This window comes from Pseudomonas benzopyrenica, from assembly GCF_036884265.1.
In the GTDB taxonomy this organism is placed as follows: Bacteria; Pseudomonadota; Gammaproteobacteria; order Pseudomonadales; family Pseudomonadaceae; genus Chryseomonas; species Chryseomonas benzopyrenica.
This window is the reverse complement of sequence record NZ_CP145723.1, coordinates 520,001-543,347: the sequence shown is the minus strand read 5'-3', so window position 1 is coordinate 543,347 and position 23,347 is coordinate 520,001. Positions and strand designations below refer to the sequence as shown.

16 protein-coding genes, 1 tRNA gene and 2 rRNA genes are annotated in these 23,347 nt (G+C 62.5%); 8 read left to right on the top strand and 11 right to left on the bottom strand.

The window, feature by feature from the left end; all coding sequences use genetic code 11:
- Positions 1–6: 6 nt before the first annotated feature.
- Genes V6W80_RS02565 through V6W80_RS02545 form a run of 5 tightly spaced genes read right to left on the bottom strand, consistent with a single transcriptional unit; the run spans position 7 to position 6,117 of the window.
- Positions 7–846, bottom strand: coding sequence for a TIM barrel protein (locus V6W80_RS02565; RefSeq protein ID WP_064309339.1), 840 nt, complete (start codon positions 844–846; stop codon positions 7–9).
- Between the two features lie 34 nt (positions 847–880).
- Positions 881–2,380 carry a CoA-acylating methylmalonate-semialdehyde dehydrogenase gene (locus V6W80_RS02560; protein ID WP_338545774.1) on the bottom strand — a complete coding sequence of 500 codons (1,500 nt, stop codon included), beginning with the start codon at positions 2,378–2,380 and terminating at the stop codon, positions 881–883.
- Between the two features lie 48 nt (positions 2,381–2,428).
- Positions 2,429–3,244, bottom strand: coding sequence for a 5-deoxy-glucuronate isomerase (gene iolB, locus V6W80_RS02555; protein WP_093254363.1), 816 nt, complete (start codon positions 3,242–3,244; stop codon positions 2,429–2,431).
- An 11-nt stretch (positions 3,245–3,255) separates the two neighbouring features.
- Complete coding sequence (gene iolE, locus V6W80_RS02550; RefSeq protein WP_338545773.1) at positions 3,256–4,155, bottom strand: myo-inosose-2 dehydratase; 900 nt, start codon at positions 4,153–4,155, stop codon at positions 3,256–3,258.
- 24 nt (positions 4,156–4,179) lie between these two features.
- Complete coding sequence (locus V6W80_RS02545) at positions 4,180–6,117, bottom strand: bifunctional 5-dehydro-2-deoxygluconokinase/5-dehydro-2-deoxyphosphogluconate aldolase (protein WP_338545772.1); 1,938 nt, start codon at positions 6,115–6,117, stop codon at positions 4,180–4,182.
- A 232-nt stretch (positions 6,118–6,349) separates the two neighbouring features.
- Between V6W80_RS02545 and V6W80_RS02540 the strand changes: the two genes are divergently transcribed.
- The 4 genes from V6W80_RS02540 (at position 6,350) to V6W80_RS02525 (ending at position 10,106) form a co-directional block, all read left to right on the top strand.
- A complete protein-coding gene (locus V6W80_RS02540; protein WP_007161507.1) occupies positions 6,350–7,264 on the top strand; it encodes a MurR/RpiR family transcriptional regulator in 915 nt (304 codons plus the stop codon).
- Positions 7,265–7,566: 302 nt separating this feature from the next.
- Complete coding sequence (locus V6W80_RS02535; RefSeq protein ID WP_338545771.1) at positions 7,567–8,976, top strand: sugar porter family MFS transporter; 1,410 nt, start codon at positions 7,567–7,569, stop codon at positions 8,974–8,976.
- Positions 8,977–9,027: 51 nt separating this feature from the next.
- Positions 9,028–9,933 (top strand): sugar phosphate isomerase/epimerase family protein, encoded by a 906-nt coding sequence (locus V6W80_RS02530; protein ID WP_064309345.1) that lies wholly within the window; start codon positions 9,028–9,030, stop codon positions 9,931–9,933.
- A 96-nt stretch (positions 9,934–10,029) separates the two neighbouring features.
- Positions 10,030–10,106 (top strand) — tRNA-Met (locus V6W80_RS02525).
- A 262-nt stretch (positions 10,107–10,368) separates the two neighbouring features.
- Here the strand turns inward: V6W80_RS02525 and otsA are convergent.
- Complete coding sequence (otsA, locus tag V6W80_RS02520; protein ID WP_338545770.1) at positions 10,369–11,817, bottom strand: alpha,alpha-trehalose-phosphate synthase (UDP-forming); 1,449 nt, start codon at positions 11,815–11,817, stop codon at positions 10,369–10,371.
- A 1-nt stretch (position 11,818) separates the two neighbouring features.
- On the bottom strand, positions 11,819–12,577 hold the full coding sequence (gene otsB, locus V6W80_RS02515; protein ID WP_017641141.1) for a trehalose-phosphatase: 759 nt from the start codon (positions 12,575–12,577) through the stop codon (positions 11,819–11,821).
- Between the two features lie 127 nt (positions 12,578–12,704).
- Between otsB and V6W80_RS02510 the strand changes: the two genes are divergently transcribed.
- Positions 12,705–13,238, top strand: a complete 534-nt coding sequence (locus V6W80_RS02510) for a hypothetical protein (RefSeq protein ID WP_338545769.1) — start codon at positions 12,705–12,707, stop codon at positions 13,236–13,238.
- Positions 13,239–13,252: 14 nt separating this feature from the next.
- Here the strand turns inward: V6W80_RS02510 and rimI are convergent, their stop codons facing one another.
- The gene (rimI, locus tag V6W80_RS02505) at positions 13,253–13,705 is read right to left on the bottom strand and encodes a ribosomal protein S18-alanine N-acetyltransferase (RefSeq protein WP_017641143.1); all 453 of its coding nucleotides are present in this window, start codon (positions 13,703–13,705) and stop codon (positions 13,253–13,255) included.
- Positions 13,702–14,532, bottom strand: coding sequence for an energy transducer TonB (locus V6W80_RS02500; protein WP_338545768.1), 831 nt, complete (start codon positions 14,530–14,532; stop codon positions 13,702–13,704). The genes rimI and V6W80_RS02500 overlap by 4 nt, the downstream gene beginning before the upstream one ends.
- A 161-nt stretch (positions 14,533–14,693) precedes the next feature.
- On the opposite strand from V6W80_RS02500, the gene mksB reads away from it, so the two are divergent.
- Genes mksB through mksF form a run of 3 tightly spaced genes read left to right on the top strand, consistent with a single transcriptional unit; the run spans position 14,694 to position 19,418 of the window.
- On the top strand, positions 14,694–15,956 hold the full coding sequence (mksB, locus tag V6W80_RS02495) for an Mks condensin complex protein MksB (protein WP_338545767.1): 1,263 nt from the start codon (positions 14,694–14,696) through the stop codon (positions 15,954–15,956).
- Complete coding sequence (mksE, locus tag V6W80_RS02490; protein ID WP_160924161.1) at positions 15,946–16,620, top strand: Mks condensin complex protein MksE; 675 nt, start codon at positions 15,946–15,948, stop codon at positions 16,618–16,620. The genes mksB and mksE overlap by 11 nt, the downstream gene beginning before the upstream one ends.
- Positions 16,617–19,418 (top strand): Mks condensin complex protein MksF, encoded by a 2,802-nt coding sequence (gene mksF, locus V6W80_RS02485; RefSeq protein WP_338545766.1) that lies wholly within the window; start codon positions 16,617–16,619, stop codon positions 19,416–19,418. The genes mksE and mksF overlap by 4 nt, the downstream gene beginning before the upstream one ends.
- A gap of 497 nt (positions 19,419–19,915) precedes the next feature.
- Here the strand turns inward: mksF and rrf are convergent.
- Together rrf and V6W80_RS02475 are read right to left on the bottom strand one after the other, a co-directional pair.
- A 5S ribosomal RNA gene (gene rrf, locus V6W80_RS02480) occupies positions 19,916–20,031 on the bottom strand.
- A 159-nt stretch (positions 20,032–20,190) separates the two neighbouring features.
- Positions 20,191–23,083: ribosomal RNA gene (locus tag V6W80_RS02475) — 23S ribosomal RNA — on the bottom strand.
- Between the last annotated feature and the right edge of the window lie 264 nt (positions 23,084–23,347).

The window sequence follows — 23,347 nt, the reverse complement described above, 5'->3', positions numbered from 1 at the left end:
GGCGCGTCACCCAGCGACAGCTTCGCCAGCCACCTGTTTTTCCAACAGGGCTACGCTCTGCGCTAGGGCTGATTGCGGATCAGCGAGTGCATGGACGCTGGCAGCGAAGGGCTCGAACGAGAGATAGCCGCGGTAACCGTCGTCGAGGAGGTGCTTGATCTGCTCTGCGTTGCCGAGAATATCCGCCTCACCTACCAGTACCCGGTGCGCATCGCGAATCTGATTAAGAGGCAGGTCCGCATCTTCAACGCCGGAGATGTGCACCAGGCCAGTCAGCTCGGCGAAGAACTCGGTCTCGCCCGCCAGATGATGGTGGAAGGTGTCGTGCACCAGACGGAACACGTCCAGTCCGCCAACCGCCTTGATGGCCTCCACCGCCTGCCGCTTGAGGCGCAACGAGCACTCTTCGAAACCCAACGGTTCGACGAAGCCGAGGATGCCGTGGTCGCGCAGAATGGGGGCCAACTCGCTCAGGGCCGTGCGCAGGTCACGGGCACGCTGAGCGGCGTCGCGGCTGTCGGTACGGTCATTGAGCGGGCACATCACCAGCCCCTCGGCGCCACAGGCCTTGGCATAGGCAGCCAGTTTCAGCGTCTGGGCGCGGCGTTCGTCGTTCCAGACGTCGAAGGGATAGAGGGCGTTGATGGACAGCAGGCGAATACCCTCGGCTTGGCAAAGGTCACGAACCCGCTCTGGTGGAGTGCCATCATCTATTTCCACATCATTGAGATCGTTACGGATTTCAATGGCGTCACTGCCCATGGCCTTGGTCAAGCGAATGAACGCCGAAAGGTCCAGAGAGGGGGCAACGATTCGATTGAAGGCAAAACGCAGCGGCTGACTCATTTGTTCTTGTACTCCAGGGGCGTTGAGGTTGGGGTCACTTGGCGGTGGGCATGCTGAATTCGGCGCCCTTGGCGATGCTGTCGGGCCAGCGCTGCATCACGCTCTTGTAGCGGGTGTAGAAGCGCAGGCCTTCCTCGCCATAGGCGTGGTGATCGCCGAACAGCGATCTCTTCCAGCCACCGAAGGAATGCCAGGCCATGGGCACCGGGATGGGTACGTTGATGCCGACCATGCCCACCTTGATGGTGCGGGCGAAGGCGCGGGCGATGCCGCCGTCGCGGGTGAAGCAGGAGACGCCGTTGCCGAATTCGTGGGCGTTGATCAGGGCCACCGCGCTAGCGAAATCCGGTACCCGCACGATGCCCAGTACCGGACCAAAGATCTCTTCCTTGTAAATGGTCATTTCCGGAGTCACGCCATCGAACAGGGTGGCGCCAACGAAGAAGCCGTTTTCGGCGCCGGGCACCTTGAAGTTGCGGCCATCGACCAGCAGCTTGGCACCCTCCTCCACACCTTTCGTGATATAGCCCTCCACCTTGGCCTTGTGCTGCCCAGTTACCAGCGGCCCCATGTCGGCATCGGCTTCCACGCCGTTGCGCACCCGCAGGGCATCGATGCGCGGCAAGAGTTTCTCGAGCAGGGCATCGCCCACCTCACCCACCGCCACGGCAATGGAGATGGCCATGCAGCGCTCGCCGGCCGAGCCGAAACCGGCGCCGATCAGGGCGTCGGCGGCCTGGTCCAGGTCGGCGTCGGGCATCACGATCATGTGGTTCTTGGCACCGCCCAGGGCCTGGACGCGCTTGCCGCGGCGGGTGCCTTCCTGGTGGATGTATTCGGCGATAGGTGTGGAACCGACAAAGGAAATGGCCTCCACGTCCGGGTGCTGCAGGAGGGCGTCGACCGCCACCTTGTCACCCTGGACCACATTGAACACGCCATCGGGTAGGCCGGCCTGCTTGAGCAGCTCGGCCAGCAGCAGGCTGGCGGACGGATCGCGCTCGGAGGGCTTGAGGATGAAGGTATTGCCGGTGGCCAGCGCCATGGGAATCATCCACAGCGGTACCATCACCGGGAAGTTGAAGGGGGTGATGCCGGCGCACACACCCAGCGGCTGGCGCAGGTTCCAGTTGTCGATGCCGCCACCGATGTTGTCGCTGTAGCTGGTCTTGGCCAGGTGCGGCGCGCCGCAGGCAAATTCCACCACCTCGATGCCGCGGGTCACCTCGCCCATGGCGTCGGACAGCACCTTGCCGTGCTCGCGGGTGATCAGCGCCGCCAGTTCCTCGTGGTGCTGGTCGAGCAGCTCCTTGAAGCGGAACAGGATGCGCGAACGGCGCAAGGCTGATTGCTCGGACCAGGCAGGAAAGGCCGCCTTGGCCGCCGCGACGGCCTGCTCCACGGTCTGCGCCGTGGCCTGGGCGACGCGTGCCTGAACCACGCCTTCGGCCGGATTGAAGACGTCGCTGAAACGCTCGGCCTGGGCCACGATCTCGCCGTTGATGTAATGCCCGATGACGGGGGTTTCGCTCATGTGCTGCATCCTTGTGTCTGAGCCGCCGTGCGGCTGATGAAGGGGGACTTACCGCTCCAGCAGCCACTCGTGCTGCGGATCGTTGTGGAATTTCCAAACGCGCTTGGGGCCGGCCATCACGTTGAGGTAATAGGACTCATAGCCATAGGGCACGCTGACCGGGTGATAGCCGCGCGGTACCAGCACCACGTCGTGGTCTTCCACCGCCATGGCCTGATCCAGGTCGCGCTCGTCGGTGTAGACGCGCTGGAAGATGAACCCCTGCCCCGGATCGATACGGTGGTAGTAGGACTCCTCCAGCAGACTTTCCGAAGGCAGGTTGTCGCGGTCATGGCGATGGGGCGGATAGCTGGAGGAATGCCCGGATGGAGTGCGCACCTCCACCACCAGCAGCGAATGGGCCGCCGCCGTATCCGGCAGGATGTCGCAGACATAACGGGTATTGGCGCCCTTGCCACGGGTGGATCTCTGCATGCTCGCCGGCTCGATCAGCCGCGGTGGCAGCCGGTCTGCTACCACCGGATTGCCGGGCGAGGTGCAGACGGCCACTTCAGCGGCGCTGTCGGCGGTCACCCGCGCCTCGCTGCCGGGCGGCAGGTAGGCGGCATAGGGCGAGACGTCCTCGAAGACGCTCTGGCGACCGGCCAGTCCGCGCCAGGCGAAGTCGCCCAGTTGCGGATGCCCGCCTTCGATACTGGCGCCGCCGCTGAGCAGCACGATGCAGACTTCCAGGTCACCCGCCACCACCGGCAGGGATTCCCCCGGTTGCAGGCGGTGGGCGGCGAAGCCGACGTAGTCCAGAGCACCGTCCGGGACATTGACGATGTCGCGGGCGCTCCGGTCGGCTTTGACGAGCAGATTCATCGCGGGTCTCCTCAGGCAGTGGCCTGCGCCACCAGTTGGCGCAGATGGTCGTAGCCTTTCTTGGCGTATTCGTAGGCCGGCGCCACGGCCGGGTCCTGCTCGGCTTCCACCACCAGCCAGCCTGAATAGCCGGCGGCCACCAACACCTTGAGCAGCGCCGAGAAGTCGATGTCGCCATCCCCCGGCACGGTGAAGGTGCCGTTGAGGATGCAGTCCGGAAAGCTCCACTGGTTGTTGCGCGCCAGCTGTACCACGTCCTTGCGCACGTCCTTGAAGTGCACGTGACAGACCCGGTCGATGTGTTGCTGCAGCACGCTCAAGGGATCGCCACCGCCCATGTAGCAGTGACCGGCATCGAACAGCAGGCCGACGTCCGGGGAGGTCAGTGCCAGCAACCGGGCGATGTCCTCGGGCGATTCCACGTAGGCGCCCATGTGGTGGTGATAGGCCAGGCGCACGCCCTGGCTCAGGGTGAAGGCGGCCAGCCGATCGAGCTTCTCGGCATAGGCCTGCCAGGCGGCGTCGTTGTGGAAGCGCGGCCGTTCAATCAGCGGCACCCGCTGACTCTGAATCGACCCGGCCACCTCGCCATAGACCAGCACCCTGGCGCCGTTCTCGGCCAGCAGCCGGCAGTGTGGCCGGATCGCCTCGATCTCGGCCTCGACATCACGGTGCGCCAGGCCGCTGGAATACCAGCCGGACACCAGCTCCAATCCGTGCTGACCCAGCACCTCGCCCAGGGCCTTGGGCTCGCTGGGAAACTTGCCGCCCAGCTCGAAGCCCTGGAAGCCAATTTCCTTGCCCTCGCGCAGGATGGTCTCCAGCGGGGTGTCACCGCCCAGGGCCGGCAGGTCGTCGTTGGCCCAGGAGATGGGGTTGATGCCGATCTTGAGTTGTTGTTGTGCAGTCATGTCAGCCCTACTCTTGGATAGCGATCAGGCGCGAGCGGCGCGCCAGGCCTGGATCAGGAATTCGAAGGTGGCGCGCACCTGGGCGATCAGCCCGGCATCGTCGATCTCACCGGCGAGCCAAGCCCGACTCGGTTGGCCGAAGATGGTCCGGCCCACGGCAAAGCCGCGGCAGCGGGTACTGGCACTGGCCTGACGAAAGCCTTCGGCCAGTTCCTCGGCCGGGGCATTGAGGCCCAGCAGCACTACGCCTTGGCAATGGGGATCGCGTTCGGCGATCAGGGCGTCGAGTTGCTGCCAGACACCGGCCGGCTGGGCCTCGATCTTCCACCAGTCGGGGTAGATTCCCAGGTTGTACAGCCGCTTGATGGCGCGGTAGAGCACGTCGGGCCGGGTGGACGCATGGTTCTTCGGCGGGATGACCTCCAGCAGGAGTTCGTGACCGCTGGCCTGGGCCGCCTGGTACAGCCCCCTGAGCTGGGCCTCCTGCTCCAGCCGCAGCAGCGGCTCGTCATCGGGGTGGAATTGCACCAGGCACTTGATGATCTGCTCGTCCGGCCAGCTCAGCAGGGTGCTGCCCACCGAGCGGCCATGCTCGAAGGCCAGCGGCCGCGAATTCTGTAATTCCACCGGCCGGGCCACCCACCAGCCACGGCCGGTGGCGGCATTCAGCGCATCCTGACCGAAGCGCTCGTCGGCCAGCAGCCCGACATCCGCCGCCACGCCCTGGCACGCCAGCGCCTGCTCAACCTCGGCGATGGCCTGGACGAACAACTGCTTGAGTTGGGGAATGCGCGCCGGATCGGCGCCCACCTGCTGAGCGCTTTCCACCAGCTGGTAGCGGTGATCGAAGGCGAAGATGAACAGCGGCTGCCACTGCCGACGAGTTGTGGTGACCCGATGCAGACGATTAAGGACGGGATCGAGATCAGGCCGGGTGATGGGCACCGGGCTGTGGTGGAGATAATCCAGTTCGGCCAGGGTCGGCATGGCCGGGGCGCAGCCGTGGCGCGACACCACCAGCCCGCCGCAGGCATTGGCCAGCCGGCAGCATTCGGCATCGTCGCCACCGGTCAGCCAGCCGCGCAGGAAGCCGGACATGAAGGCATCGCCCGCGCCCAACACATTGAGCACCTCGACGCGGATGCCGCGATGGATCTCGCCGTCCTCGATACGCGCCGGAATGGCGCCGTGGAGCACCGTGCAGCCCTGGGCGCCGAGCTTGACCACCAGGGTCGCCGCGGTCACCTCGCGCACCCGGCGCAGGGCGGTGAGCAGGTCTTCGCTGCCCCCGGCGATCTGGAATTCCTCCTCGGTGCCCACCACCAGGTCGAAGCGCGGCAGGATGCGCTGCACATGGGCGCTGACTTCGGCGCTGGCGATGAAACGGGTCTCGCCATCGGCCTTGCCGGTAAGGCCCCAGAGCACCGGGCGGTAATCGATGTCCAGCACCCGCTTCACGCCATTGCGCTCGGCATAGTCCAGGGCCCGGCTGCTGGCCTGGAACACGCCCTCGGTGGAGAAGTGGGTACCGGTGATCAACAGCGCCTTGCTGCTGGCGATGAAGGCCTCGTCGATGTCGTCCACGCCCAGCGCCATATCGGCGCAATTCTCGCGATAGAACACCAGAGGAAAGGTCTCGCGGTCCTTGATGCCCAGCAGCACCATGGCGGTGAGGCGCTCGCGATCCACCCGAACGCCGCGAGTGTCGCAGCCTTCGCGCGCCAGGGTCTGGGTCAGGAAACGGCCCATATGGTCATCGCCGACCCGGGTCAGCATCGCCGACTTCAACCCCAGGCGCGCAGTGCCGAAGGCGATGTTGGCGGAGGACCCGCCCAGGTACTTGGCGAAGCTGCTGACGTCTTCCAGTGGCGCGCCGATCTGCTGCGCATAGAGGTCGACGCCCAGCCGCCCGAGGCAGATCACGTCGAACTGGCGTCCACTGGCGAAGAAATTGTCACCCATTGGTGGCTCCTGCTTATTGTTATCGGCCGACCGTTCGTACCCGAGGGCCGAATACGTTTTGAAGTGAGCTCAGGCTAGAACGCCGCCACCAACAAATCAACAAAAATTCCACATGATTATTTATGGAATTTAATTTCCATATCCGGAAGACGCCTGGACCGGTACCCGACTTCGACGCCACCCGCCGAATGGGTTAAGTTGCCGACATAAGAATCCCACCGTGAGATTGCCCATGCCCTCTGATTCCCTGGCCGACGACGTTACCAGCAGCGCTCCGCTGGCCGATCCGCCTGGCAATGTCGAGCAACTGCTGGCCTGTATCACCCGCGATTACGACGCCCTGCCACGCCAGCTCAAGCGCGTTGCGGCCTATGTCAGCCAGCAGAGCGACAGGGTCATGGTCGATCGCATCAGCGACATTGCCAGCCAGTGCGAAGTCCATCCTTCAGCCATCGTGCGCTTCTCCCAGCGCTTCGGTTTCAAGGGCTTCAGCGAAATGCAGGCACTGTTTCGCGAGGCCTACACCCACAAGACCACGCCGGTGCAGAACTACCAGCAGCGCATCCGCAACATGATCGCCAACAAGAGCCAGCGGGCCAGCAGCGGCGATCTGGCTCGCGAGTGCATCAACGCCACCCGCTCAGGCCTGGATCGACTGGCCGAAGAACTGGACGACGCCGCCTTCGCCAAGGCCGTCGACCTGCTGGTGAACGCCGAGAACATCTATGTGGTGGGGGTGCGTCGCTCCTTCGCCGTAGCCGATTACCTGGTCTACAACCTGCAGCACACCAACAAGCGCATCCACCTCATCACCGGGCTGGGCGGCGGCTATCGCGAGCAGATGCGCAGCATCGCCCAGGGCGACCTGCTGATCGCCATCAGCTTCAGCCCCTATGGCAAGGAAAGTCAGCAATGCGTGCGCATTGCCCAGCACCACAAGGCCAAGACGCTGATCATCACCGACAGCAACCTCTCGCCCCTGGCCAAGCGCGCCAGCGCGCTGCTACTGGTCAATGAAGGCAGCGCCTTCGCCTTCCGATCGTTGAGTGCCACCCTGTGCCTTTGTCAGGCGCTGTTCCTGGCCCTTGGCTATCGCCTGGAATTGAAGATGGATGAGATTCAGCTGACTCAGGAAGAAGACGACTAGCTTGATAAGGGCGGGCCAGAGCAGACCTTCCGCTCTCGAAGAAGCCTCGTCCATTTTTTAGAAAATATTTTCTAAAAGGATATAAACGATATTTTAATTGCATGAGCGAAGACCTGTGCCTAGGATGAGGCCAAGCCTTTCGATGGCCGATCACTCCCGCGCCTCGGTCGACAAGAACAACAAGGAGTCCTCATGCCCATGCCCCCTCACTGCACGCTGTCAGTCCAAGCCCTTCCGCTCGGTCGGCCGCCCTCAGCTCTCGCCTAGTCCCCCTCTTTTCACGACTCGTCGAGGCTCTTTCCATGGAAACCAGCAAGATCGCTCTGGCCGGCACCGCATCGCCCGCCGGTGCCACCCCCAGTAGTCGCAAACTCCAGGTCATCACCACCATCGCCACCTTTGGCGGCCTGCTGTTCGGCTACGATACCGGCGTCATCAACGGCGCCCTGCCCTTCATCAAGAACGACCTGCACCTGACCCCGCTCACCGAAAGCCTAGTGGTCTCCTCACTGGTATTCGGCGCAGCCCTGGGCTCGATCGTCAGCGGACGTTTTTCCGACGCCCATGGCCGCCGGCGCATCATTCTGCTGCTCTCGTTCATCTTCATGCTGGGCACCCTGGGCTGCACCTTCGCGCCCAATACCGCCACGATGGTGCTCGCCCGCTTCGTGCTTGGTCTTGCCGTAGGCGGCGCCTCGGTCACCGTGCCGGTCTACCTGGCCGAGATGGCTCCCAAGCATTTACGCGGGCAGCTGGTTACCCGTCAGGAGCTGATGATCGTCACCGGTCAGTTGCTGGCCTTCACCAACAACGCCCTGATCGCCAATTTCTACGACGGCGACCACACCTGGCGCTGGATGCTGGTGATCGCCACCCTTCCCGCCATCGTGTTGTGGATCGGCATGCTCAGCGTGCCGGAGAGCCCACGCTGGCTGGCCTCCAAGGGACGCTTCGGCGAGATGTTGCGCACCCTGCGCCAGATTCGCGAGGAGCACCACGCTCAAGCTGAAGCTCGTGAAGTTCGCCAGCAGGCCGAAGACGACGCCCGCCAGGGTGAAGGTGGCTGGGCCGACCTCAAGACCCCCTGGATCCGCCGCGTCTTTCTCATCGGCCTGGGCATCGCCGTTACCCAGCAGATCACCGGGGTCAACTCCATCATGTACTACGGCACCCAGATCCTCACCGATTCCGGGTTCGCAACGAAGGGCGCTCTGATCGCCAACGTCGCCAATGGCGCCATCTCGGTGGTGGCCACCTTCGTCGGCATCTGGTTGTTGGGCCGGGTCAACCGCCGCCCCATGCTGCTGATCGGTCTGCTCGGTACCACCTCCTCGCTGCTGCTGATCGGGGTGCTGTCCCTGATCCTCGAGCCGGGCCTTACCCGCGGCTTCGCCATTCTCTCCCTGACCGTGGCTTTTCTGGCTTTCCAGCAAGGCGCCATCTCGCCAGTGACCTGGCTGATGCTGGCGGAGATCTTCCCCATGCGCATCCGCGGCTTCGCCTTGGGCATGTCCGGCTTCGTACTGTGGCTGGTCAACTTCCTGGTGGGTTTCTTCTTCCTGCAACTGGTGGCCTGGTTCAGCATCTCCACCACCTTCTTCCTGTTCTTCGCGCTAGGACTGGTGGCCTTGACCTTCGTGTTCCGCTACCTGCCAGAGACCCGCGGCCACTCGTTGGAATCCCTCGAACGCTACTTCCGCAAGCTGGGCTGATGCCACTGCTCGCCATTCACCTTCAAGATCATCGTATCCAGGAGTCATGCCATGAAGATCGCCATTGATCCCTACATGTATCGCAACCTGAGCCTCGCGGAGACCTGTCGGCGGGTAGCGGAGTCCGGCTTCGAATATCTGGAGCTCTCGCCGAGGGAAGACTTCCTACCCTGGTGGAAGCGTCCGCGAGCACATTCGGAGCGCATCGCCGAACTCAAAAAAGCGCTCAAGGACCATGGTCTGCAGGTCGCCTCGCTACTGCCCATGTACCGCTGGGCCAGTCCCCACGAGGACGAACGCCAGGCCGCAGTCAATTACTGGAAGGAAGCCATCCAGGTAGCGGTGGAGCTAGGCTGCGACACCATGAATTCCGAATTCGGTCGTGGTCCCTCGCCCGAGCGCGGTCACAAGATCAGTTGCTGTGGCGGCAGCCATAGTCATGAGTCCAGCGAAGCGGCCTGGTGGCGCTCGATGGAAGAGCTGGTCCCGATCTTCGAGCGCGAAGGCATCACCCTGAACATGGAGCCGCATCCGGAAGACTGGTGCGAGACATTGCATCCGGCCATCGACATGCTCAAAAGCATCGGGTCCGCCAACGTCAAATTTCTTTATTGCGCGCCCCACACCTTCTACTTCGGCGACGACATGGCCCAGATGATCGCGGATGCCGGCTCGCTGATCGGCCACGTGCACATTGCCGATACCTGGAACCACAAGGCTTCCTCAGGCCTGCGCTATATCGTCAATCCGCCAGGTGCCCAGGTAAGCGTGCATCAGCATATGAACATGTACCAGGGCGAGATCGACTGGGACCTGTTCTTTTCCTCGCTGGCCAAGGTGGGCTTCGACGGCATCGTCACGTCCTGTGTGTTCGGCTGGGAAGAACGCGCCGATGAGTCGGGGCGTTTCATGCGTCAGGAGATTCAAAAGTACGTAGACAAGCATTGGCTACGCTGAGACAGCGCCGCGCAAACGCTTGATCGACAAACAGAAATTTCTTGAGCAGAAGGCTTGACAGCCACCGGCGCCTTGCCAATAATGCGCGCCTCGGATGGCTACGTAGCTCAGCTGGTTAGAGCATAGCATTCATAATGCTGGGGTCCGGGGTTCAAGTCCCTGCGTAGCCACCACCTATTTCCAAGGGTCAGCGTAAGCTGGCCCTTTTTTATTGCCCGGATTTTTCCTTTCCTGGAGATCACGGCTACAGCCCGCACCGCTCTGGGTCCCGTCTCCCTCCGAGTGAGGGCCCCGCTCTTCGTCCCCTCTCCCTTTGGGAGAGGGCTAGGGTGAGGGCCCGACCGCCCGGTCGCTCCCCAGCCGCAGCGTAAGAAAGCCTTTCCCGCCCCATGAAAAAGCCCGGCCTAAGCCGGGCTCAATCGCACCGCGAAAAGCTTACAGGGCGACCTTCTGCTTGCTGTCGACCTCTTCGCCAGCTGCGTCCTTAGTCTCGATGGACTGCACCAGCGCCTTGGAGCTGAAGGCGCGGAGGTCGCGCAGGAAGTTGTCGCGCCAAGAGGCCAGATCCGCCTTGCGAATCACCCGCATCATGTCTTCGTAGCGCGACTTACGCTCTTCCAGCGGCATGCGCAGCGCCCGGTCCAGCGCCTCGGCCATGCCGACATGGTCATAGGGATTCACGATCAACGCCGAATTGAGTTCGCGCGCCGCACCAGCGAAGCGCGACAGCACCAGCACGCCGGGATTCTCCGGATCCTGGGCCGCCACGTACTCCTTGGCCACCAGGTTCATGCCATCTCGCAGCGGGGTCACCAGACCCACGTCGGAAGAGCGGAACAACCCCATCACCGTGCGCCGGTCATAGCTCTTGTTCAGGTAGCGGATCGGTGTCCAGTCCAGCTCGGAGAAGTGGCCGTTGATATGGCCGGCATGGCTCTCCAGCTGGCGGCGGATGTTCTGGTAGGAGACCACGTCCGCCCGCGACGAGGGCGCGATCTGCACGAACTGCACCGCCCGATGATGCTCGGGGAAATGCTCCAGCAGCTTCTCGAACGCCTGGAAGCGCTCCACCAGACCTTTGGAGTAGTCGAGCCGGTCGACGCTGACGATGGTCTTGTAGGGCACGCCTTCGATACTGCGCGAGATGAACTGGCGCCGCGTGCGATAGGACTCGGCCTGCTTCTGGATGACGTCCGGCATCACGCCGATGGGATAGACGCCAACCCGGAAGTTGTGACCGTAGGCGGTCAGACTGCCATCCTTTTCCAGCACGCCGCGTACTTCGCGGGTGATGTAGTCCTGGAAGGCCAGCTGGTCGGTATCGGTCTGGAAGCCGATCAGGTCATAGAAGCACAGGGTCTTGAGCAATTCGTTGTGCGGCGGAATCGCGGTGAGGATTTCCGGCGCCGGGAAAGGAATGTGCAGGAAGAACCCGATACGGTTGCGAATGCCCAGCATGCGGCAGGCTTCGGCGAAGGGAATCAGGTGGTAATCGTGCACCCAGATGATGTCATCGGTCTTGAGCAGGGGCTTGAGGCGCTCGGCCATGGCCATGTTGACGCGTCGATAGCCGTCGTACTCTTCGCGGTTGTAGCGCGCCAGATCGATCCGGTAATGGAAGATCGGCCAGAGAGTGGCGTTGGAAAAGCCGCGGTAATAGTGGTCGTAGTCACGCTTGGTCAGGCCGAAGGTTACGTAGTCGATATTGTCCTTGGTCTGGGTCTTGGCCGGCCCGTTTTCCTTGACCGTCTCGCCGTTCCAGCCGAACCAGATGCCACCCGACTTGCGCAGGGCGTCCAGCACGCCCACCGCCAGACCACCCGCGGTCGCCTTGCCTTCTTCGATCGGGGCGACCCGATTCGATACCACCACTAAACGGCTCATCCTAATCTCCTTGCTTATAATGTGGCGCGAGGTCGCGGCTCAGCTGTTGCAGCCAGAGGGCTACCGCTTGGACCGAAGGCAGGCGGGTCTTGGCGACCGTCTCCCCCTCCCCTACCTTGACGGTCAGACCGCCTCGCGCATTGACGACGGCGAACCCCTCTTCATCGGTGCGATCATCACCGAGAAACACCGGCAGGCAGCCGGCAAAGGGTTCCAGTTCGAGAAAACGAGCGATGGCTTCGCCCTTGCTCGCCGCAGCGGGCTTAAGTTCGAAGACGCACTTGCCCGGCTGCAACTTGAATTCGGGATGGTCGGCCGCGATGCCTTCGGCCAGTTCGCGTACCAGGGCTTCCTTGTCCGGCGCCTGGCGATAGTGCAGGGCGAAGGCCACGCTCTTGCGTTCGAGCAGCAGGTCCGGATGTTCGGCCAGGGCCGCTTCTAGACGGGCACCGACTTGCGCCAGCATCTCAGCGTCCAGGGTCACCCGATGGGTCTTGCCTTGGGGATCGCGCCATTCGGCGCCATGCACCCCAGCCGCGGCCAGCCGCAGCGGCGCCGTGAAGCCATCAATCTCGGCTAGCGGCCGCCCGGAAACCACGGCGACGCCATGGTGGCGCGCCAGCTGTTCGAGGGCAGCGAGGGTTTCGGCGGGAATGAAAACCTGTTCCGGACGTGGCTGCAATTCTGCCAGGGTGCCATCCAGATCGAAGAAGAAGGCCAGCGGTTGGCCCGATGAGGTGAGGCTGTCGAGGTCGATCATGGAAGGTACGACTGCCGGGTCACCGTATGGTTCGTTCACACCTTCCGGCGGCGCCGAGGAATTCCCCTTGCCGACGCGTAGTCGGATTCAGGGAGATGCTCTAGCAGCCCTGCCTTTGGAGACCACCATGAACAAGCCCGACATCACCAAGACCCCCGAAGAGATCGATGACATCCAGGACCGCATGGGCGACATGCGCGAACTCGACTTCAGCGACCGCAAGGACGAGCGCGGTGGTCGCATCGGCGACGAAATGGACGAGCGCGACTATGCAGGCCAATTCCCCGAGGAGCGCGTGCGCCAGGCCGGCATGACCGGTGGCGAAACCCTGGATCATCAACCGACCATGGACGACGCCAGTCCGGAAACCCTGCTGGACGAGACCGGCGCCCGTTCGCCGACCGACTACGGCGATGCCTGGCCCAATGACAAGGAGCTGAGCGTGGTCGAAGACACGGATATCGGCGGCGGCTCGGGCCAGGACGAAGCCGAATTGGGTCGCAGCCATCCCCTGGACGGCCAGGCGTGGGACGGCGAGGCCGACGAGCCCAACGAAGCCGAAACCCAACGGGACGCCCGCTACGCCGATCTGGACGCCAACGACGAAGACCTTGCCGGTGACACCAGCCTGGATCTGGACGAAAAACGCGCCGATCACTAAAAACCGCTGACGGCCTAGTCGAGCAGCGTACAGGCCATCACCAGCGCATCTTCCCGGCCGCCGACCGCGGGATAATAGTCCCGCCGGCGGCCGATCTCGTTGAAGCCATAGCGTTCGTACAGCCGGTAGGCCGACTGATTGCTGGCGCGCACCTCCAGAAAGCACTCGTTGGCCTTGGCCTTGCGCGCTTCCTGCAGCAGATGCTCCAGCAGGCGCAGACCGAGACCGCGCCCCTGGCTTTCCGGCTTGATGGTGATATTGAGCAGATGAGCTTCGTCGAGAATGACGTTGATCACTCCATGCCCCACCTGCTGCTCGCCGGCCGTCATCACCCAGCAGTCGTAGGACTTGAGCGCATCCAGGAAGATGCCGCGGGTCCAGGGGTGGCTGAAGGCCTGATATTCGATCTTCAATACCGTGTTCAGATCGGCTTCGGTCATCCGCCGAAAGCTCACCGCATCGTTCATTGCTGTTCCATCCAGCGGCGCCGCTGCAGGCGCATGGCTTGCCAGAGCCTGGCCTTGGCAGTCGGCTCTTCCATCAAGATATCCAGCCCTGGCACCAGCCAGGCCGGTCCCAGGGCGGTGTCCTGTTCCACACCGGTGAGCTGCGCATCCTCGACGCCACCGCAGCGCCGCGCCGCGCCGCCGATCAGCCAGAGCCCCAGGCCCTCGCCCAGGCGCTCCTGGTGCCCCGAGACGAAGCTCTGCACGAATTCGCAGGCCGCGGCCGGCCCCTGGTCGAGTTGACCGCTGTTGAGCAGCGGCCAGCGAATGGGTTCTTCGCTGACGATCCGTGGCGTATCCGGCAGGCCAGCAGCGCGCAGCAGATCCCGCAGCAACAGATAGGCAGGATCGCGCGAACCCAGAGTATCGCCAGTGGGCAATTCCAGCAGCAACAGGCAACGCCCGGCCTGCAACAGCTGCAAGGCGAAGCGCGGCGCCGGCTCGCGCGACGGTGACGGCGCGCGCTCCGGCTCCGCCTCGACCACCGTGGCCGCAGCCGGCTTTACTGCGCTGGGTCGCGGGATCTCGATGCGCGGACGATTCGCAGTCGGTGCCTCGACTACTGCAGCGGCTGGCGCAGCCTTGGCTACCGGCTCCGGGCGTACCACCCGGGCGGCGACAGGCGCCTCCTCCGGTTCCTCGACCCACAGGGCCTCCGGCCGCGAAGGCGCCGCGAAGGGCAATACCGTACGCGGCACCCAGACATCCAGCTGCAGCGCCTGCAGATAGGCACGACGACGTGCCTCGGCGGCAAGCGAGGGGCTGGTGGAAGGGGCGGGGTCGGACATGGGCGGATCCTTCGGACACGCGGCGGGATTATGCGGGGCGGCATTGTCGCCCGGATCGCCGCGGATCGAAAGGCCGCCCTGCCCATCGGTCCCACCGCGGTCACATCGAAGGCTCTGGCGTCTGGAGTACAATGGCGCTTTTGTCTGGTGCGGTCCCCGCCATGATCGACCCCAAACGCGTCCTGCGTACCCTTGCCGAACACTGGCACCTCATCGACCCGCTGTGCACCCACTTCGACAGCGGTACCCTGGGCCTGGCCGAACTGCGCGCCCGCCTCGCCGAGCAGTTGCCCGAACGCACGCCGGCCGACCTGACGGCCCTGCTGGACACCTGGATCCGCCTCGACATCCTGGTGCCGGTGGCCAAGAGCCCCAACCGCTTCGAACTCAATGGCCAGATCCACGACTTCCTCGGCTACCTCAGGCGCGAACACCGCTTGGGCCTGTGCCTGGAAATCGAGGCCTACCTGCGCCACCTGGAACGCCTCGCCGGCCACATCCGCGAAGCCTTCGACAACCGCGACGGCCCCGATCTCGTTCGCCAGCTGCGCCTGCTGGACATGCGCGTGCGCGATGTCCTCAAGAAGCTCGCCAACGACGGCCATGCCCTGGAAGGCGTCGCCGAACGGGCCAAGACCAGCGACCGCCAGATTCCCCTGCGCCAACGCTATGCCGAGGTGTTGGCCACCTGGGACGAATATGTCGAGCCGATGATCCAGCTGGTGGCCGCCGATGGCGCCTTCGAGCGTGGGGTGCATCGCGTCGAGCAGGTCCTCCTGCACCTGCTGGGCGAACAGCAGCGCCTTGGCCACCTGGTCGACGACGACCTGCTGCTGCGCACCCAGGCCCGTATCCTGGAAATGCACAATGCCGCCCAACTGGCCCTGAGACGTGCGCGCGAACTGCTCTTGCCGTTGCGCGAAGAAGCACGCCGGCACAACGCCGTGACCCGCGGCGCCGCCCTGGCCCTGGCCACCATTCGCCGCAAGGGTCTCGACGCCGTGCCCCAGGCCGCCTTGCCGCTGTTCAGCCGGCCGCAGAGCGTCTTCCTCGGCACCACCGCCCAGGTGGAAAGCTATGTCTACGCCCTGGCCCGCTTCGAACCCAAGCCGGCACGCTTCCCCAGCCAGTCCACCCGCCAGCGCGATACCGAGCGCCCGGCGGCGCCCCGTACCGCCCGCGAGATGCTCGATCTCTGCGAGGACGCCCTGCCGCTGCCCGACCTCATGGCCTGGCTGCTGGAGCAGGAGCCAGCCGGCGACACCGACGAGCTGCTCTACTGGTTCTCGCGCCTGTCTCGGGATACGCGCTTCCAGCGCCAGCGGCTGGATCGTCGCCACTACGACACCCTCGAACACCGCGTCAGCCTGTGCTCCTACGCCCTGACCGCCCGATCTCTCGCGAGCGATGCCCATGCAACTTGATCTCAACGAAATGACCCAGCTCGCCCCCATCTTCCGCGAGTTGTTCAAGGGCTATCACCTGTCCCGCAGCGAGCCCGAAAGCTACGCCCAGCTCAGCCAGCAACAGGACCAGTACCGCGCCCTGTTCCGCGCCCTCGGCTTCGAACTGGTCTGCGATCCACGCGGCTTCTACTACTTCGTCCCCGAGCAGATGGGTGCCCAGGTCAACAAGACCGCCCAGCGCCTGGCACTGTTCACCTTCATCCTGGTCGAGCACCTGGCCGACCAGGGCCGCGACCCCCTGGCCGTGCTCGACGGCGGCACCCTGGGTCGGCACGAGTTGCCGGCGCTGCTGGACAAGTACCGTGACCTCTTCCTGCAGGCCGAGGTGACCACCCAGGAAGAACTGGAGGAAAAGATCCTGCGCCGCCTGACCCAGCTCGGCTTCGCCCTGGACAGCAACGGCACCTACCGCTTCCTGCCGCCCATGCACCGCTTCCTCGACGTCTGCCTGACCGTACAGCAGGACCGCGACCTGGCTGCCGGCCTGCATGCCAGCGACCTGCCGCTGCCGGCTCCGACCCTTGCGGGCGACGAGGACAGCACCGAGGAGAGCGCCGACGAGGATGACGAAGAGGCCGCCCTGGCCCGCGCCATCGCCGCAGAACGGGAGTTCGACCTATGATCCGCTACGGCATCAGCCGCTTCGCCCTGCTCAACACCGCCGGCTACAGCCTCGGCCTCTTCCCGCTGGAACAGCCGCTGTCGGTCTATGGCGCCAACAACCTGGGCAAGAGCGCCTCGATCAACGCCCTGCAATTTCCCATCCTGGCGCGGCTCTCCGACATGAGCTTCGGCAAGTACAGCAACGAGCAGTCGCGCAAGTTCTACTTCGCCACCGACACCAGCTACATCCTCATCGAATTGCGCCTGGCCCATGGCCCCCACGTCATCGGCGTGGCCGGTCGCGGTCCGGGGGGAGGCTTCGGCCACCAGTTCTTCGCCTATGCCGGCGAGCTGGACCTGGCCCACTATCAACGTGACGGTGCCTGCCTGCGCCAGCGCGAGCTCTTCGCCAGCCTGGAGCGTGCCGGCCTCAAGGCCTACGAGGTCAAACCCGAGGAGTTGCGCCGCCTGCTGGTCGGCGGCCATACCAGCATTCCGCTGGACCTGACCCTGATTCCGCTCCGATCCACCAGCGAACAGAGTCTCAAGACCTTCCGCGCCCTGTTCATCAATCTGCTGCACATGCGCGAGATTACCGCCGCCAAGCTCAAGCAGCTGTTTCTCGACGCCTTCGAGCACAGCCTGAGATCCGGCAGCGTCGACTACATCGCCGCCTGCGAGGAAGCCTTCCGCGACGTGCGCCGCATGGAGCAGGACTATCAGTCCCTGGTGGCCGCCGGCCCCCTGGTGGAAGCCCTGGCCAAGGGCGTCGAACAGCGCGATCACCTGAGAGGCAAGCTGCATCGCCTTTCGCCCCTGCTCGACAGTCTGCTCGGCACCTGGCAGCACTACGCGATCGACCGTCGCGACGAGCTGCTGGCCCAGACCGAGCACTACCGCCAGGAACAAGACGGCCTGCAGCAGAGCCAGCGCGACGGCACCAGTGAGCTGATGCGCCGCGAGCGCGAGATCAGCAGCCTGCAGCGCTGGCTCGCCGACCTGGCCCAGCTCAAGCACCGCTTCGCCCTGGTGGACTCCACCGCGCCTCTGGAAGCTCAGCTGCTGGCGGCCAAGGACGCCCATGACGAGCTGGCCGGCGCCCTTTCCCAGGCGCGTCAGTTCAGTAGCGAAGACCTCGACCAGCGCGTCCGCGAACTGGAACAGCGCCTCAAGGGTATTCGCCAGCAACTGGATCACGCCGACAACAACAGCTACGCCCGGTTGCGTGAGGAATTCAGCCAGGCCGACGTCGACCGCCTGATGCGACTGTTCAACGGTCAGCTGTTCAGTCTGCCGCTGGGCGCCAAGGGCGTCGAATTGGCCGAAGACGGCAGTTGGGTAAAGACCTTCGAAGGCATCCTGGCACGTTTTCAGGGCGATCACCTCGAACTGCCGGGCCTGTCCCTCGACCTTTCGGGGATCGAGCCGCCCACCCTGCAGGCCCTGGCCGACCGTGCCGCCTTGCGCGACCAGAAAGATCGCCTAGAGCGCGAACTCAAGCAACTCAAGGCCCAGCAGGGCGTCAGCTTTGACCGCCAGGCCAGCAAGGCGCAGGCCGAAGCCCTCTACCAGCAGGTCCTGGATGCCCAGAAGGCCCTGGAAGATTTCCGCCGCTGCCAGACCCTCGGCGCCGAAGAAAACGAAAAACTCGAACAGTTGGCCCAGCTGGAAGCCGCCCAGGACGAACTGAGGCGCGCTGGTGACGCCTTCACCGAACGCGTCCAGCAACTCTCTGCCAAGCTGCAGCTGATCGGCCGCCAGCTGGCCGACCTGGAAGCCAAGGACCGCACCCTGGCCGAGGCCCTGCGCCGCCGCCAGCTGCTGCCCACCGACCTGCCCCAGGGCACGCCCTTCATGGAAGCGGTGGACGATTCCCTAGAGAACCTGCTGCCGCTGCTCAACGACTACCAGGACACCTGGCAGGCCCTGCAGCGCGCCGACACCCAGATCGAGGCGCTCTATGCCCAGGTCCGCCTCAAGGGTGTCGCCAAGTTCGATAACGAGGAAGACCCCGAGCGTCGCCTGCAGCTGCTGGTCAATGCCTATGCCCATCGTCAGGACGAAGCCCTGACCCTGGCCAAGGCCCGCCGCGCCGCCGTCACCGATATCGCCCGCACCCTGAGAAACATCCGCAGCGACTACGACAACCTCGAACACCAGCTGCAGCTGTTCAACCGCGAGATCAACCGCAAGCAGGTCTCCAACCTGGAGAGCTTCCGCATCGTCCTGGCGCCCAATAAGGAAGCGCTCAAGCACATCGATCAGATCATCCACAGTGCGGGTCAGTACGAGGAAGGCGAGACCCTGTCGGTGTTCGATCTCACCCAGGACAGCAGCCAGGACCAGAAGAACGAGGACGCCAAGGAATACCTGGCCCGCCTGGTAGCTGCCAATGGCAACCAGCTCGGCCTCAAGGACCTCTTCGAACTGGCCTTCGAGATCACCAAGCAGGGTGGTCAGCCAATCCTGCACACCGACATCGACGGCGCCGCGTCCAATGGCACCACCATGACCATCAAGGCGCTCACCAACATGTACCTGTTGCTGCACCTGATGGACCGGGAGCAGGCCGCCAAGATCCGTCTGCCCTACTACCTGGACGAAGCCGCCGACATCGACGAACGCAACCAGCAGGCCCTGATCGAGACCAGCCAACAGTTGGGCTTCGTGCCCATCCTGGCCAGCGTCAAACCCCAGGTCAGCGCTCAGGTCGCCATCGACCTCGAAGGTGGCAGCGGTCCGGGTGGCATCTACATAGATGAGGCCGATTGGAAGTACATCGCCAAACGCGACTTGGCCCTGCCCGACCCCGCTTGAGCCCTTCCAGAACGCAAAAAGCCCGGCACATGCCGGGCTTTTTGTTGCTCTCGTAACGCTGTCGTAGGTTGGGCTGAGCACAGCGAAGCCCAACATTCGGAAGCCAACCTCGCCCCGTCAACACTCCGCCGCCGCTCGCTTGATCCCTGCAGCAGACCTGATCGTTGGGCTTCGCTGCGCTCAGCGCCAACCTACGCCGGGCCCTTGCCGCGCTTCAAACACGACAGCCCGGCGCAGCCGGGCTGTCTGCGCTCTTGCTCTTGCAGGCCCCAAGCACACCTTGTCTATCGTTTAGCCCTCAAGCTCCCAGCCGCACCGCTCCTGGTCCCCTCTCCCCCCCGGGAGAGGGCTAGGGTGAGGGCAACCGCAAGCACCTAGGCTACCGGCCTGCGCTACTCCCCATCCGCCCAAACGCCTTGGCGTCCGGCCAAACTTTTCCCGCCGCAAAGACAACACCCCCGTCAGAGTGATCTGAGCGGGGGTGCTGGGTGTTAGGCGCTTGACGATGACCTACTCTCACATGGGGAAACCCCACACTACCATCGGCGATGCATCGTTTCACTTCTGAGTTCGGGAAGGGATCAGGTGGTTCCAATGCTCTATGTTCGTCAAGCAATTCGGTTGGCTGGCCAGGCGTTGGAGCTTACCTGGCTGGCCCAATTGGGTCGGTGATCGAAGTAGACAACTCGTCTTGGGTCTTGCGAACCCACGCGCCCGTTTTCGGCGTCGTCTTCCTCACGCTCTGACCGCGGTCAGATTGTTTGGGTGTTATATGGTCAAGCCTCACGGGCAATTAGTATCGGTTAGCTCAACGCCTCACAGCGCTTACACACCCGACCTATCAACGTCGTAGTCTTCGACGGCCCTTCAGGAAGCTCAAGGCTCCAGTGAGATCTCATCTTGAGGCAAGTTTCCCGCTTAGATGCTTTCAGCGGTTATCTCTTCCGAACATAGCTACCCGGCAATGCCACTGGCGTGACAACCGGAACACCAGAGGTTCGTCCACTCCGGTCCTCTCGTACTAGGAGCAGCCCCTCTCAAATCTCAAACGTCCACGGCAGATAGGGACCGAACTGTCTCACGACGTTCTAAACCCAGCTCGCGTACCACTTTAAATGGCGAACAGCCATACCCTTGGGACCGGCTTCAGCCCCAGGATGTGATGAGCCGACATCGAGGTGCCAAACACCGCCGTCGATATGAACTCTTGGGCGGTATCAGCCTGTTATCCCCGGAGTACCTTTTATCCGTTGAGCGATGGCCCTTCCATACAGAACCACCGGATCACTAAGACCTACTTTCGTACCTGCTCGACGTGTCTGTCTCGCAGTCAAGCGCGCTTTTGCCTTTATACTCTACGACCGATTTCCGACCGGTCTGAGCGCACCTTCGTACTCCTCCGTTACTCTTTAGGAGGAGACCGCCCCAGTCAAACTGCCCACCATACACTGTCCTCGATCCGGATGACGGACCAGAGTTAGAACCTCAAGGTTGCCAGGGTGGTATTTCAAGGATGGCTCCACGCAGACTGGCGTCCACGCTTCAAAGCCTCCCACCTATCCTACACAAGCAAGCTCAAAGTCCAGTGCAAAGCTACAGTAAAGGTTCACGGGGTCTTTCCGTCTAGCCGCGGATACACTGCATCTTCACAGCGATTTCAATTTCACTGAGTCTCGGGTGGAGACAGCGCCGCCATCGTTACGCCATTCGTGCAGGTCGGAACTTACCCGACAAGGAATTTCGCTACCTTAGGACCGTTATAGTTACGGCCGCCGTTTACCGGGGCTTCGATCAAGAGCTTCGCTTGCGCTAACCCCATCAATTAACCTTCCGGCACCGGGCAGGCGTCACACCCTATACGTCCACTTTCGTGTTTGCAGAGTGCTGTGTTTTTAATAAACAGTCGCAGCGGCCTGGTATCTTCGACCGGCATGAGCTTACGGGGTAAACCCTTCACCCTCACCGGCGCACCTTCTCCCGAAGTTACGGTGCCATTTTGCCTAGTTCCTTCACCCGAGTTCTCTCAAGCGCCTTGGTATTCTCTACCCGACCACCTGTGTCGGTTTGGGGTACGGTTCCTAGTTACCTGAAGCTTAGAGGCTTTTCCTGGAAGCATGGCATCAACCACTTCTCCTTCTAAAAGAAGGATCGTCATCAGCTCTCGGCCTTAACTGTCCGGATTTACCTAAACAGTCAGCCTACCACCTTAAACTTGGACAACCAACGCCAAGCTGGCCTAGCCTTCTCCGTCCCCCCATCGCAGTAACTAGAAGTACGGGAATATTAACCCGTTTCCCATCGACTACGCCTTTCAGCCTCGCCTTAGGGACCGACTCACCCTGCGTCGATTAACGTTGCGCAGGAACCCTTGGTCTTTCGGCGTGCGAGTTTTTCACTCGCATTGTCGTTACTCATGTCAGCATTCGCACTTCTGATACCTCCAGCAAGCTTCTCAACTCACCTTCACAGGCTTACAGAACGCTCCTCTACCGCATCACCAAAGGTGATACCCGTAGCTTCGGTGCCTGGTTTGAGCCCCGTTACATCTTCCGCGCAGGCCGACTCGACTAGTGAGCTATTACGCTTTCTTTAAAGGGTGGCTGCTTCTAAGCCAACCTCCTAGCTGTCTAAGCCTTCCCACATCGTTTACCACTTAACCAGGACTTTGGGACCTTAGCTGACGGTCTGGGTTGTTTCCCTTTTCACGACGGACGTTAGCACCCGCCGTGTGTCTCCCATGCTCGGCACTTCTGGGTATTCGGAGTTTGCATCGGTTTGGTAAGTCGGGATGACCCCCTAGCCGAAACAGTGCTCTACCCCCCAGAGTGATACATGAGGCGCTACCTAAATAGCTTTCGAGGAGAACCAGCTATCTCCGAGCTTGATTAGCCTTTCACTCCGATCCACAAGTCATCCCCTGCCTTTTCAACGGAAGTGGGTTCGGTCCTCCAGTCAGTGTTACCTAACCTTCAACCTGCTCATGGATAGATCGCCCGGTTTCGGGTCTATTCCCAGCGACTAAACGCCCTATTAAGACTCGCTTTCGCTACGCCTCCCCTATTCGGTTAAGCTCGCCACTGAAAATAAGTCGCTGACCCATTATACAAAAGGTACGCAGTCACCTAACAAAGTAGGCTCCCACTGCTTGTACGCATACGGTTTCAGGTTCTATTTCACTCCCCTCTCCGGGGTTCTTTTCGCCTTTCCCTCACGGTACTGGTTCACTATCGGTCAGTCAGGAGTATTTAGCCTTGGAGGATGGTCCCCCCATATTCAGACAGGGTTTCTCGTGCCCCGTCCTACTCGATTTCATTGATAAGAGCGTTTCGCGTACAGGGCTATCACCCACTATGGCCGCACTTTCCAGAGCGTTCCGCTACTCTCAAATCAACTTAAGGGCTGGTCCCCGTTCGCTCGCCACTACTAAGGGAATCTCGGTTGATTTCTTTTCCTCAGGGTACTTAGATGTTTCAGTTCCCCTGGTTCGCCTCTTAACCCTATGGATTCAGGTTAAGATACCTAGCTTATGCTAGGTGGGTTCCCCCATTCAGAGATCTCCGGGTCACAGGTCATTTGCCACCTCACCGAAGCTTATCGCAGGCTATCACGTCTTTCATCGCCTCTGACTGCCAAGGCATCCACCGTATGCGCTTCTTCACTTGACCATATAACCCCAAGCAATCTCGCCGGCGTCACAAGGACGCTACCGATCTGCAGGGCGTTAAATGAGTGAAGACGACATTTCGCCGAAAACTTGCGCTTGAGTTCGCAAGATTTTACCTTGACGACACTAACTGCCAGTGAAAACAGTTAATGCAGTCTACTTCTATCACTTTCCCAATTTTTTAAAGAACAGTTCTGATCAAAGACCAGAAGTCAGCATTTGCATCCTTCTCATTACCTGACGGTAGGGAGAAGTCAAAGACTCA

What these genes read in the sequence shown, in the direction of transcription:
- iolE (WP_338545773.1), bottom strand. Translation starts at nt 4,155, where the DNA reads ATGACTGCACAACAACAACTCAAGATCGGCATCAACCCCATCTCCTGG.
- rimI (WP_017641143.1), bottom strand. Translation starts at nt 13,705, where the DNA reads ATGAACGATGCGGTGAGCTTTCGGCGGATGACCGAAGCCGATCTGAAC.
- V6W80_RS02535 (WP_338545771.1), top strand. Translation starts at nt 7,567, where the DNA reads ATGGAAACCAGCAAGATCGCTCTGGCCGGCACCGCATCGCCCGCCGGT.
- mksF (WP_338545766.1), top strand. Translation starts at nt 16,617, where the DNA reads ATGATCCGCTACGGCATCAGCCGCTTCGCCCTGCTCAACACCGCCGGC.
- V6W80_RS02540 (WP_007161507.1), top strand. Translation starts at nt 6,350, where the DNA reads ATGCCCTCTGATTCCCTGGCCGACGACGTTACCAGCAGCGCTCCGCTG.
- V6W80_RS02565 (WP_064309339.1), bottom strand. Translation starts at nt 846, where the DNA reads ATGAGTCAGCCGCTGCGTTTTGCCTTCAATCGAATCGTTGCCCCCTCT.
- otsB (WP_017641141.1), bottom strand. Translation starts at nt 12,577, where the DNA reads ATGATCGACCTCGACAGCCTCACCTCATCGGGCCAACCGCTGGCCTTC.
- V6W80_RS02500 (WP_338545768.1), bottom strand. Translation starts at nt 14,532, where the DNA reads ATGTCCGACCCCGCCCCTTCCACCAGCCCCTCGCTTGCCGCCGAGGCA.
- mksE (WP_160924161.1), top strand. Translation starts at nt 15,946, where the DNA reads ATGCAACTTGATCTCAACGAAATGACCCAGCTCGCCCCCATCTTCCGC.
- V6W80_RS02530 (WP_064309345.1), top strand. Translation starts at nt 9,028, where the DNA reads ATGAAGATCGCCATTGATCCCTACATGTATCGCAACCTGAGCCTCGCG.
- iolB (WP_093254363.1), bottom strand. Translation starts at nt 3,244, where the DNA reads ATGAATCTGCTCGTCAAAGCCGACCGGAGCGCCCGCGACATCGTCAAT.
- V6W80_RS02560 (WP_338545774.1), bottom strand. Translation starts at nt 2,380, where the DNA reads ATGAGCGAAACCCCCGTCATCGGGCATTACATCAACGGCGAGATCGTG.
- V6W80_RS02545 (WP_338545772.1), bottom strand. Translation starts at nt 6,117, where the DNA reads ATGGGTGACAATTTCTTCGCCAGTGGACGCCAGTTCGACGTGATCTGC.
- mksB (WP_338545767.1), top strand. Translation starts at nt 14,694, where the DNA reads ATGATCGACCCCAAACGCGTCCTGCGTACCCTTGCCGAACACTGGCAC.
- V6W80_RS02510 (WP_338545769.1), top strand. Translation starts at nt 12,705, where the DNA reads ATGAACAAGCCCGACATCACCAAGACCCCCGAAGAGATCGATGACATC.
- otsA (WP_338545770.1), bottom strand. Translation starts at nt 11,817, where the DNA reads ATGAGCCGTTTAGTGGTGGTATCGAATCGGGTCGCCCCGATCGAAGAA.